General features: G+C 74.0%; 8 protein-coding genes and 1 pseudogene. All 9 read right to left on the reverse strand.

Going from position 1 to position 12,124, the window contains the following annotated elements:
- A pseudogene (locus Q0L15_RS03795) lies at positions 1–1,024 on the reverse strand (PucR family transcriptional regulator); the annotation flags it as partial.
- Positions 1,025–1,238: 214 nt separating this feature from the next.
- The gene (gene menC, locus Q0L15_RS03800) at positions 1,239–2,345 is read right to left on the reverse strand and encodes an o-succinylbenzoate synthase (RefSeq protein WP_296602357.1); all 1,107 of its coding nucleotides are present in this window, start codon (positions 2,343–2,345) and stop codon (positions 1,239–1,241) included.
- On the reverse strand, positions 2,342–3,256 hold the full coding sequence (locus Q0L15_RS03805; protein ID WP_296602358.1) for a GNAT family N-acetyltransferase: 915 nt from the start codon (positions 3,254–3,256) through the stop codon (positions 2,342–2,344). Before Q0L15_RS03805 ends, menC begins: the two co-directional genes overlap by 4 nt.
- Positions 3,257–3,288: 32 nt before the next feature.
- On the reverse strand, positions 3,289–4,431 hold the full coding sequence (locus Q0L15_RS03810; RefSeq protein WP_296602359.1) for a M20/M25/M40 family metallo-hydrolase: 1,143 nt from the start codon (positions 4,429–4,431) through the stop codon (positions 3,289–3,291).
- A complete protein-coding gene (locus tag Q0L15_RS03815) occupies positions 4,431–7,766 on the reverse strand; it encodes a serine hydrolase (RefSeq protein ID WP_296602361.1) in 3,336 nt (1,111 codons plus the stop codon). Before Q0L15_RS03815 ends, Q0L15_RS03810 begins: the two co-directional genes overlap by 1 nt.
- Entirely contained in the window at positions 7,763–8,518 is a 756-nt protein-coding gene (locus Q0L15_RS03820; RefSeq protein WP_296602363.1) for an ATP-binding cassette domain-containing protein, read from the reverse strand. The genes Q0L15_RS03815 and Q0L15_RS03820 overlap by 4 nt, the downstream gene beginning before the upstream one ends.
- Positions 8,515–10,434: a dipeptide/oligopeptide/nickel ABC transporter permease/ATP-binding protein gene (locus Q0L15_RS03825; protein WP_296602365.1), complete on the reverse strand. Its 1,920-nt coding sequence runs from the start codon at positions 10,432–10,434 to the stop codon at positions 8,515–8,517. Before Q0L15_RS03825 ends, Q0L15_RS03820 begins: the two co-directional genes overlap by 4 nt.
- Before the next feature lie 5 nt (positions 10,435–10,439).
- Positions 10,440–11,441, reverse strand: a complete 1,002-nt coding sequence (locus Q0L15_RS03830) for an ABC transporter permease (protein ID WP_296602368.1) — start codon at positions 11,439–11,441, stop codon at positions 10,440–10,442.
- A gap of 8 nt (positions 11,442–11,449) precedes the next feature.
- The coding region (locus tag Q0L15_RS03835; RefSeq protein WP_296602369.1) for an ABC transporter substrate-binding protein at positions 11,450–12,124 on the reverse strand (675 nt) is incomplete at its 5' end.

Here is a 12,124-nt window from a genome sequence, read left to right on the forward strand (position 1 = left end):
CGCCGTCGGCCGGCGCGGGGTCGTCGCCGGCGTCGGGCACCGCGACCGCGAGCACCATCAGCGGCTGACCGGCGAGGCCGAGTCGCTCCAGCGCCTCGCGGGCTCCGGCACCGCCCTCGAGCGCCGAGCTGAGGAGGTCGGCGCGCAGCCGGCGCTGGACGTCGGCACCGGCGCGGACCCGTAGGAGGTGGAGGGCGACGAGCTTCGCGGCGTCGCACAGCGCCTCGGTGCGCTCGTCGCTCAGCGGACCGGCGACCGCAGCCCAGATCGAGCCGAGCACCTCGTCGCCGGCCCGGACGGCGACCGCCACGCGCGGCACCGAGAAGGCGTCCTCGCTCTCTCCTGGCTCGATGTAGATCGGACGGTCACTGCGGTGGAGGTCGCGGAAGACGCCGCGGTCGTTGAGCATCCGGGCGTAGCGCTCCGGCACCTGGCGGCCCAGGATCGTCTCCACGCGCGACGGGTCGGCCTCGTCCTGCCGGCCCGAGAACGCCAGCACCCGGGAGTTGCGGTCCTCGATCGTGATCGGCGCGTCGAGGAGCGAGGCGATCGCGTTGGCGACCGCGAACAGGTCGCCCGACGGGAGCCCGCCGAGCGACTCGGGCTCGGCGACGCCGACGTCGCCCTCGGCGAGGAGCGAGCGCAGCATCGCCGCCAGGTGGGCCCACGGCGCGCCGCGACTGAGCGCGAGCAGGGCGACCCCGCTCGCGTCGGCCGCGCTGGTGAGCTGGTCGGTCAGCCGCACCGGTGCCCGGAGCACCAGCCCGGCGGCCCCCTGCCGCCCGAGCTCGCCCAGGAGGGTCGCCACCTGGTCGGGGTCGTCGAGACCGACCCCGAGGACCAGCGCGTGCGCCGGCAGCACCGGCTCGTCGACCGGGTCGTGGATGACCACGCCGCCGATGTCGTGGCCCGCGTCGGGGTCGCCGTACACCAGGTCGAGCAGCGTGGCCCCGAGGTCGTCGAGGACCCGGCCGAGACTGGCCCGCGGCCGGGCGCTCGGAGCGGTGGTCATCGCGGTCAGCACGCTTTCGACACTAGGCGTCAGTGGGCCGAGCCTACGTTGTCCGACTGCACCAGATCCATGCTCGTGTTGGTTCAGGTCGACAGGTGCCTGGAGCCGGTGCCGGCGTCGGAACCCCCGGTCCACCGGGGAAACTGGCGCTTGTCGCCCGTTGCAACTCCTGACAAGCGGAGGGATCCCCGGTCCACCGGGGATTCCGACTGCGAGCGCAGCGGCCTCAGACCGGCACCCAGGTGGTGGCGGTGGTGACCTCGGCGAGGGCGTCGAGGTCGGGCAGCACGCCGAGACCCGGGCCGGTGGGGACGGGCAGGTGGCCGTCGTTGAGGACGAACGGCTCGGTGATGTCCGACCGGTAGTAGCGCCCCGACGCCGAGGTGTCGCCGGGCAGCGTGAAGCCCGGGAGCGCGGCCAGGGCGACGTTGGCCGCACGGCCGAGACCGGTCTCGAGCATGCCGCCGCACCAGACCGGGACGCCGGCCTCGACGCAGACGTCGTGGATGCGGACGGCCTCCAGGTAGCCGCCGACCCGGCCGGGCTTGATGTTGACGATCGCGCAGGCGCCGAGGCGGATCGCGGCTGCGGCCGACTGAGCCGAGACGATCGACTCGTCGAGGCACACCGGCGTGGCGATGAGCTTCGCGAGGTCGGCGTGACCGAGCACGTCCTCCTCCTCGAGCGGCTGCTCGATGAGCAGCAGGTCGAAGGGGTCGAGCAACGCCAGCTGTGGGGCGTCGCCGAGCGTGTACGCCGTGTTCGCGTCCACCTGCAGCAGCAGGTCGTCGCCGAACCGTTCGCGGACGGCCCGCACCGGCTCGACGTCCCAGCCCGGCTCGATCTTCAGCTTGATCCGGACGTAGCCCTCGTCGAGGTAGCCGCCGACGGCGTCGAGCAGCGCGGGGACGCTGTCCATGATGCCGACCGAGACCCCGCAGGGCACCCGTTCACGGGTGGCCCCGAGCTGCGATCCGAAGGACCGCCCGGCCGCTCGCAGCTCGGCGTCGAGGACGCCCATCTCGAGAGCCGCCTTGGCCATCCGGTGCCCCTTGAAGGGCTCCAGCACCTCGGCCACGGCCGTCGCCTCCAGGGGCCCGGACGCGGCGAGCGCGGGCACGAGGAAGCGCGTCAGCACGTCGGCGCAGGCCTCGGTGTACTCCGAGGAGTAGAGCGGGTCGGGCATCGCGACGCACTCACCCCAGCCCTCCCCCTCGTCGGTGACGACGCGCAGGAGCATCAGCTCCCGGGCGGTCTGCGTGCCGAACGAGGTGCGGAACGGCGAGACCAGGGGCATGGTGATGCGCCGCAGCTCCACGCCCTCCAGCTTCACGAGGTCCTCCGTACGACGTACCAGCCCTCGCGGTCGAAGCCGGTGACCCGGGCGCCGTCGGCGACCAGCGCCGTGAGCGCCTCACGCACCGCGCTCCGCCAGCGCTGGGCGAGCTCGGGGTCGCGCACGCGCAGCGCGGCGATGTCGGCGGGCACCGCCACCAGCGACGTGCGCGCGTCGAGGCGGCCCGGGACGGGCGTGCCGTCCTCGGACATCCCGAGGGCGACGGCGGCACCGGCGCTGATCTCGTCGGCCGCGACCGCGGACACGCCGGCCCCGGCACAGGCGGCCACGACCGCCGGGTCCCGCAGCCGCCAGCGCACCAGCAGGCGGTCGGAGTCGTCGAGCCCGTTGATGCTGTCGGCCATGGCGCCGTAGAAGTTCGGGAGGTACTCCACCGGCTCGGCGGCGAGCTTGGCGAGGTTGAAGTAGGCGTTGCGGCTCACGAGCGGGTCGAAGGTCCAGGCGATCTCGGAGATCCCGCGCAGCAGGGCCCAGGCGCGCTGGTGCAGCTTGAGGGCGAACCCGACGCTGCGACCGGCGGTCTCGGGGGCGACCCCGGCGATGTGGCTGTGCAGGGCGTCCTCGGCCGGGGCGTGGAAGAACCCCACGCATGCCCCGACGAGCACCGGGCCCTCGAACGCGCCGCCGACGTAGTTGCCGGCCTTGGTGAAGGCGCGCAGCAGCTCCAGCGTCATCGGCGGGTTGGCGTCGCGGCCCCAGATGCGGGCGTAGAGAGCGACGACCCGCTCGAGGTCGGCGAGCTCGGTGAGCTCACGGACCGCGACGTGGGCGCCCTGCGCTGCCGCGTCGGCGGCCTGGACGGCGCGGTCGAGGTCGGCGTCCACGTGCGTGCCGGCGCGGCTGTCGGCCGCTGCGACGGGAGGTCCGAGAGAGGTCAGGTTGCTCACGGCCCCCATGCTGGTCGGGTTGTCGGGGCGCGTCATGGTCGTGCCGCACCAGTCGTCTGGAGCCGGTTCGTCGGCTGGGCCAGCAGGTCCTCGACGAGCCCGCGCAGCAGCGCCGTGCGGCCGGGGAGCTCGCTGACCAGCACGTGCTCGTCGTCCGCGTGCGCCCCGCCACCGGCGGCACCCAGGCCGTCCAGGGTGGGGGTGCCCACCCCTGCGGTGAAGTTGCCGTCGGACGCGCCACCGACGGCGACCGCGGTGGGCTCGGGCAGGCCCAGCCGTACGGCGACCGCTCTCGCCCGGGCGAGCAGCTCGGCCGACGAGGAGCCCTCGAGCGGCGGCCGGTTCGGCCCGCCCAGCACGCTGACCACGGCACCGTCGAGCACCGGGCGCAGCGCCCGCATCGCCTCGTCGACCCGGTCCTGCTCGGCGGTCGAGCGGACCCGGACGTCGACCGCGAACGAGCCGCCCGCGGGCACGGTGTTGGTGGTGGTGCCGGCCCGGGCGAGCGTGGGCGTCACGGTGGTGCCGGCCTTCGCATCGCCGAGTGCCGCGACGGCGAGCGCTTGGTGCGCCAGCTCGAGGGTGGCGTTGACGCCCGCCTCGGGCTCGAGGCCGGCGTGCGCCGCGCGGCCGCGCACCACGACCTCGTAGAGCGAGACGCCCTTGCGCTCGGTCTTGAGGGCCCCGCCGGCGGAAGCCTCGAGCACCAGCGCGGCGTCGAGCCCGCGCGCCTCGTCCTCGACGAGCTCGCGCGACGACGGGGAGCCGAGCTCCTCGTCGCCGGTGACCAGAAGAGTCACGCCGCCCACGAGCTCCAAGCCCGACAGGGCATGGAACGCCATGACGAGACCGGCGAGCATGTCGAAGCAACCCGGCCCGCGCAGCACGTCGCCCTCGATGCCGAACGGGTGGGTCGCGAGCGTGCCGACGGGCCACACCGTGTCGTGGTGGCCGAGCACCAGCACCCGCGCGGGACCGTCTCCGAGTCGCCAGCGCAGGTGGGTCCGGCCGTCGAGGACGATCCGCTCGGGCGCGACGCCGAGGCGCTCGGTGCCGATGCGGGCCACCACGTCGGCCGACCGGGCCACCGCGGCCAGATCGGTCGACGGCGACTCGCACTCGACGAGCTCGCGCAGGTCGGCCAGCGCCAGCTCCAGGTCCAGGGACAGGTCCATCAGCCGACCCTCGGGGTGGCCCGCGCGCCGAAGTGGAGGTAGCGCTCGCCGGTGGTGAGCTCGTAGAACGTCACCGGGAACCACGTCTCCGCCTCCGGCGGCTTGGTGAGGAACAGGGCGGGCGCGTAGGGCACCAGCGCGTGCTCGTCGACCGGGTCGGGCACCATCTCGGCGAGCGGGCCCGTCAGCGTCGTGCGCAGCCTGGGCCCGTCGTCACCCGCGAACACCTCCATGGTCACGCCGGCGCGCTGGTACGTGCCGACGTACGACGCGATCGCACCGGCGGGGTCCTCGAGCGGCGGCTCCGGGGGCGTGAGCGGGCGCGGCATCTCGACGCCGGCGAGCTCGGCGAAGATCTCGCGGTACAGCTCCTCGTAGAGGTCGCGGCTGCCGTCGTTGTTGGTCAGCAGCGTCACGGCGAGGCCGCCCCTGCCTTCGGCGTCGGGCAGCACTCGCAGGAACGCGGCCTGGCCGATCGTGTTGCCGTCGTGGCCGTAGAGGCGCTGACCGTCCCAGCCGAACCGGATCCAGCCCAGCCCCCACGAGTCGCCGAGGGAGTGCTTGTCGGGCAGGTCGGCCTGGTGGGCGGCCATCGCCGAGGCCGACTCCTCGCTGAGCACGCGGGAGCCGTCGGGGCCGACGCCACCGGCGAGGTGCAGGCGCGCGAAGGCCAGCACGTCGGCCGCATTGGCGGTGACCAGGCCGGCCGGACCGATCGAGCGCGGCAGCTGCCAGATCGGCGCGGTCGCCTTCACCCCGTCCTGGGTGACGTGGCCGACGGCCGCTGCGTGCAGCAGCGCCTCCTCGGGCAGCGTGAGCGCGTGCTGCATCTGCAGCGGGATGAAGACCCGTTCGCGCAACGCCTCGTCCCACGTCTTGCCGGTGAGCTTCTCGATCACCCGCCCGAGCACCGAGAAGCCCGCGTTGCAGTAGGACCACGTCGCGCCGAGCGGGTGGTTCTGGGTCTGCTCGCCGAGCAGCTCGACGTACTTCTCGAGGCAGTCGTCGCCACGGCCGGTGTCGGTGAACACGTCGCCGTCGATGCCGCTGGTGTGGTTGAGCAGGTGGCGCAGCGTGACGTGCTTGGTGACATCGGGGTCGGCGAGCCGCAGCTCGGGCAGCACCTCGACGACGGGCGCATCGAGGTCGGCGAGCCCCTCGTCGACCAGCTGCATGACCACCGTCGCGGTCCACACCTTGGTGATCGAGCCGATCTGGAAGACCGAGTCGGGGGTGACCGGCGCCCGGGTGTCGACGTTGAGGACGCCGTACGTCGCGACCTCGAGCTCGTCGGTGGCCTGGGCGCCCTCGGAGTAGCGCAGGATGCCGAGCTGGGCACCGGGGACGCCGTGCCGCTCGGCGAGCCGCGCGAGCCGGCGCTGCCAGTGGGCGATGTCGAGGCGCGGCCGACCGTTGTGCAGCGTGTAGCGCTCCACCCAGTCCAGGACCCGGTGCGCGTAGTCGAGCCGCTGCGAGGGCGGGCCCAGCAGGATGAACGCGTGGGAGGCGTCGGGGTAGACGACGAGCTCGGTCGGGACCCCGCGACCACGCAGCGAGGTGTGCCACTGCTGGCCCTGGCCGAGCGGGCAGGTGAGGTCGTCCGCGCCGTGCAGGACGAGGGTGGGCGTCTGCACCTGGTGCACCCGGGTCAGCGGCGACATCGCGGCGTACGCCTCGGGCTGCTCCCACGGGGTGCCGCCGAGCTCGTAGGAGCTCATGCAGACGCCGTCGTCGCAGGTGCCGTACATGCTGGTCATGTCGCTGACGACGCCGCCGGCCGCGCAGGCCTTGAAGCGGTCGTCGTGGCCGGTGAGCCAGCAGGTCATGAAGCCGCCGTAGCTGTAGCCCGTGACCGCCAGCCGGTCGGCGTCCGCGACGCCCTCGGCGACCAGCGCGTCGATCGGCTCGAGGAAGTCACGGTGGTCGGCGACGCCCCACGCGCCCTGGACGCCGTCGTAGAACGCCTCGCCGTAGCCGTCGCTGCCGCGCGGGTTGACCAGCAGCACCACCCAGCCGCGCGCGGCGAGCTCCTGGTGGTAGGGGTGCATCTCGTCGGCGGCGGCGTTCCAGGCGTTGTGCGGCCCGCCGTGCACGTCGAGCAGCAGCGGGCGCGGGCCGGTGCGCTCGGGGTCGCGCACCAGCCAGGCGTGCACCTCGGTCCCGTCGGAGATCGTGAACGTCCGCTCCTCGGGCTCGAAGAGCCGGACGTCCCCCAGCGAGGCGCCGTGGTCGGTGAGCACGGTCTCGGTGCCGGTCGCCAGGTCGAGCGCCACGATCTCGCCGTACGACGTGGGCGTGGCCAGCACGACGACGGCCGTGCCGCCGACCACCGACAGGCCCGAGACGACCCGGCCGGCACCGCCGAGGACCGGGCCGTCGCCCCGGTCGGACAGGGCCCACAGGTGGGTGCAGCCGCGGTCGCGCAGGCAGAACAGCAGCCGCCCGTCGCCGTCCTCCTGCGGACGCCCTCCGGGGTACGCCGGCCCGCCGGCCATCACGTTGCGGTCGAGGTGGCCGGTGAGGCTGACGGCCTCGCCGCCGTCGAGCGGCACCCGCAGCAGGTGCTGGTGACCGACCGGGTCGCCCGGGTGGCCCACGACCAGCAGGCTCGCGCCGTCACGGGCGAAGGAGACCGTGCCGGCGACGCCCTCGGCGAGCGCGACCACGCGCGGCAGCGCCTTGGCGTCGTCGACGTCGAGCAGGTGCACCGCCGTGCGGAACGTCAGGTCGCTGTCGGCGCCGACCTTGCGGGTGAACGCGAGCGTGCGGCCGTCGGGCGACCAGGCGGGCTGGCCGACGTGCTCGGTGCCGTGGGTGACGGCCCGGCACGAGCGCGTCTCGAGCTCGAGGACGTGCAGCTGGTTGCGGACCGCGCCGTACCTGCCGGCGCCGTCGCCCTGGTAGTCGAGCCGCGAGGCGACCAACGGTGCCGCCGCCGGAGCGGAGGGGGTCGGGTCGACCGCGGCGGTGAAGGCGAGGCGGGACCCGTCCGGGCTCCACGACGGCGCGCCGGCCCCGCGCGGCAGGTCGGTGACCGGCTCGGGGTCGCCGCCCTCGACACCCCCGAGAGCCAGCACGTGCACCTGGCCGCCGCGCAGGAACGCCAGCCGGGTGCCGTCGGGCGACCACACCGGCGAGGTGTCGTCCGGCCCCGCGGTCAGCCGGCGGGGCGTGCCGCCCGCCGCCGGCACGGTCCAGAGCTGGTCGACGTTGCGGTCGGCCTCGCGGTCCAGCGTGCGCAGCACGTAGACCACGCGCTCGCCGTCGGGCGAGAGCACCGGCTGGGAGGGGACCGCGAGGTCGGTGAGGTCGTCGATGCGCATGCGGCGGGTCACGGGGTCCTCCTGGAAGGTTCGCGGGTGTGCGAGCCGGGCACGGCAGCGAGCAGCTCACGGGTGTAGTCGTGCTGGGGGTCGGAGAGCACCCGGTCGGTCGGGCCCTCCTCGACGATGACGCCGGCGCGCATGACCGCGACGTGGCTGGCGACGTAGCGCACGACCGCCAGGTTGTGGGAGATGAACAGCATCGAGAGGCCGAGCTCGCGCTGGAGCTCGCGCACCAGGTTGAGCACCGCACCCTGGATCGAGACGTCGAGGGCCGAGGTGATCTCGTCGGCGATGACGACCTTCGGGTCACCGGCGAGCGCGCGGGCGAGCGCGACCCGCTGCCGCTGGCCGCCCGAGAGCAGCGCCGGACGCACCGCGGCCCTGCCGGGGTCGAGGTGGACGAGCTCGAGCAGGCGCGCCACCTCGGCGCGCCGCTGCTCGCGGGAGTGTCCCGGCGGGAGCGCCTCGGCGACGCTCTCGCCGATCGTCATCCGCGGGTCGAGCGAGGAGTAGGGGTCCTGGAAGACCATCTGCAGCGGGCGTCGCCGGCCCCGGGTGGGCACCGGCCGGCCGTCGAGCAGGATCTGCCCGCCGCTCACCGGCGCGAGGCCCACGGCCGCGCGGGCCAGTGTCGACTTGCCCGACCCCGACTCCCCCACCAGCCCGACGACCTGGCCGGGCGGCACGCTGAGGCTCACGTGGTCGACGGCCGTGACGTGGCCGTAGGCGACGGTCACGTCGTCGAAGCGCAGCTCGCTCACGGGACCCGCACCTGCTCGCGGTCGGCGACCTCGACGTCGATCGGCTCCCCGGCGTGCCAGCAGGCGACCCGGTGGCCCGGGACCGCGTCGACCAGCGCCGGGTCCTCGGTGCGGCAGCGCGCGGAGGCGAGCGGGCAGCGGGCGGCGTACGCGCACCCGGGAGGTACGTCGGCGGGGTCGACGGGCCGGCCCGGGATCACCGCCAGCGGCTGGTCGAGGTCGGTGTCCATGTCGGGCACCGCGGCGACCAGCGCCCGGGTGTAGGGGTGCAGGGCGTCGGTCGCGAGCGCGCCGGCCGGCAGGTCCTCGACGATCCGGCCGGCGTACATCACCAGCACCCGGTCGCAGACCTCGCCGACGACCGTCACGTCGTGGCTGATCAGCACCAGCGCGACGCCGTCGGCCTCGCGGATCGCCTGGAGCAGGTCGAGGACCTGCTGCTGGACGGTGACGTCGAGGGCCGTGGTGGGCTCGTCGGCGATGATCAGCGCGGGGGTGCCCATCAGGCCCATCCCGATCATGGCGCGCTGGCGCATCCCGCCGGAGAACTCGTGGGGGTACTGCCTGGCGCGACGCTCGGGCTCGGTAATGCGCACCGACCGGAGCCGGTCGACGGCCCGCGCCAGCGCCGAGCGGCGGTCCATGCCCTGGTGGTGGCGGGCGACCTCGGCGAGCTGGGAGCCCATCCTGCGCGTGGGGTTGAACGAGGTCATCGGGTCCTGGAAGACCATCGCCAGCGAGGTGCCGAGCAACTGGCGCTGCGCCCGCGAGTCCGAGGCGCGCAGATCGGTGCCGAGCAGCTCGAGCCGCGAGGCGTCCACACGTCCGGTCTCGCTGACCAGGCGCGAGACCGCGAGGGCGGTCAGCGACTTGCCCGAGCCCGACTCCCCCACGACCCCGACCGCCTCGCCGCGACGGACGCCGAAGCTCACGCCGCGCACCGGACGGATCGGCCCGCGCCGGCCCGGGAAGGTGACCTCGAGGTCGCGGACGTCGAGCACCAGGTCGGTGTCCTCGTGGTGCGCCTCGACGACGGACACCTCCTCGGTGGCCAGCGCCGGTGGTGCCGGCGGGAGGGCGGGGATGCCGCCCACGACGCCGACGCCGAGGCCCTTGGCGACGGACTCGCCGAACAGGTTGAACGCCAGGCCGGCGAGGAGCACCGCGGCGCCCGGGGCGAGCGCGGCCGCGGGGTTGACGTAGATCGAGCTGATGCCGTCGAAGAGCAGCCGCCCCCAGTCGTAGTGGGGCTGCTGGACACCCAGGCCGAGGAACGAGAGGCCGGCGAACGACAGCAGCGCGCCGCCCGCGCCGATCGTGGCGTTGACGACGAGCGGCTCGGCGATGTTGGGGAGGATGTGCCGCACGAGGATGCGGGGCCTGCCGACGCCCGCGATCCGGGCGGCCGAGACGAAGTCGCGCGACTCGATGCCGGCGACCAGCGTGTGCGTCAGGCGACCGAAGGCCGGAGCGCCGGCCAGGCCGATCGCGAACACCGCCCCGGTGGCGCCGACACCGAAGATCACCGCGAAGAACAGCGCGAGCAGGATGCCGGGGAACGCCACCGCGATGTTGATGCCGGCGCTGATCAGCCGCCCGGCGCGGCGGCCGAGCAGGAACCCGGAGGTGCCGAGGACCAGCCCGGCGACGACCGCGATCGCGGTGGCGGCCAGGGCGAGCTCGACCGAGAGCCGGGTCGCGACCAGCGTGCGGAAGAGGATGTCGCGGCCGAGGTTGTCGGTGCCGGCCCAGTGGTCGCCGGAGGGGCCGGCGAGGATGTTGCCGGTGTCGACGGCGTTGGCGTTGTCGGTCCAGATCATCGGCGCGACCACGGCCAGCACGAGGACCGCGAGCGTCAGCGCGGTGGCCGCCACCCCCAGCGGGGTGCGCAGCACGCTCGTCCAGCGGCGCCACATGATGATCAGTCCTCCCGGATCGTCGAGCGGGGATCGATGAGCGCGAGCGCCACGTCCACGAGCGTGTTCACGACCAGCACGCCCACGCCGTACACGAGCACGATCGCCTGCACGACCTGGTAGTCCTTGTTGAGGATCGAGGACACGATCGTGCTGCCGAGGCCGGGCCAGGCGAAGACGTTCTCGACGAGGACCGTGCCGGCGACCATCGCGCTGAGCAGCAGGCCACCGAGGGTGAGCGACGCGGTCAGGGCGTTGGGCAGGGCGTGGCCGAGGTAGATCGCGCGGGCGGGCAGCCTCTTGGCGCGCGCGGTGCGCACGAAGTCGGCCTCGAGGACCGAGACCATCTCGACGCGGATGATGCGGGCCAGGATCGCGGCGGGTCCGATCGCCAGCGACAGCACGGGCAGCACGTAGGCCTCGGGCGTCGCGTTGCCGGCCACCGGGAACCAGCCGAGGTTGACGCCGAAGACGTAGACGAGCCCGACGCCGACCAGGAAGTCCGGGACGATGCCCACGACCACGCTGCTGGTGGTGAAGGCCAGCTCCGTGCGCCGGCCGTGGCCGCGGCGGGTGAGCACGCCCATCAGGACGCCGAGCGGTACGGCGACGGCGACCGCCGCGAGGAAGGCGAGCAGCGCGAGCTGCAAGGTGGCGGGCAGCCGCTGCGACACGATCTGCGAGACCGGCAGCTGGGAGATCATCGAGGTCCCGAGGTCACCGGTGAACAGGTGCTGCAGGTAGTGCCAGTACTGCACCAGCAGGGGGTCGTCGAGGCCCATGTCCGCGCGCCGCGCGGCCACGAGCGCCGGCGGCGCCGTCGGGCCGAGGGCCGCCCGCACGGGATCGCCCGGGATCAGGTGGATCATCAGGAACGACGCGGTCACCAGCACCCACAGGGACACCAGCAGTCGACCGAGTCGTCGCAGCCCGAACCGGACCCACGGGTGGGAGAGGACTCCCACCCGCGGGGCCGACGTCGAGGCGACCGAGCTCGCCAGGGTCATGGATCAGCTCACTTCGCCAGCATGCGGATGCTGGTGGGCATGAACGTCCCGGGGTAGTCGAACTCGGCGCCGTTGCCGTAGGTCTTCACCTCGTTGTTGGCGAACGGGACGATGTCCGCGGCCGCGACCAGCGCGGACTCGGCCTGGAGCCAGGAGTCGCAGCCCTCGGTGCCGTTGGTCTTGGTGGCCGCGGCCACGCCGTCGGCGTACTCGGAGTTGTCGATGCCGGAGAAGTTCGTCCCCCCGTCGGCCAGGCCCGGCCCGGACAGGAACGGCACCAGCTGGTCGGGGCTGTTCACGTTGAGCGGCACCCAGGCGATGTCCCAGTCACCGGTGCCGAAGATCGCACCCTGCAGGGCGGTCTCGTCGACGCCCTTGGCGGTGACGGTGGCGCCGGCGGCCTCCCACTGCTGGACGGCGAGCTCGGCGGCCGCCGCCAGCGCGCTGCCCGCGGCACTGGAGTAGAGGAAGGTGAGCTTCTTGCCGGCGAGGGCGGCCTTGGCGGCGTCGACGTCCTGGGCCGGCAGCGCCGGGCCGATCGAGTCGCCCGGGCAGGCGACCGGCTCGAGGGCCGCGAACGTCGTCGCCGGACCGCCGGCGTCGGCCGTGGCGACCGAGGCCAGCTCGGTGAAGTCGATCGCCTGGGTGAGCGCCATCCGGACGTCGGCGTCGGCGGTGTCGTG

The sequence above is a fragment of the Nocardioides sp. genome (assembly GCF_024509035.1).
Taxonomy (GTDB): domain Bacteria; phylum Actinomycetota; class Actinomycetes; order Propionibacteriales; family Nocardioidaceae; genus Nocardioides.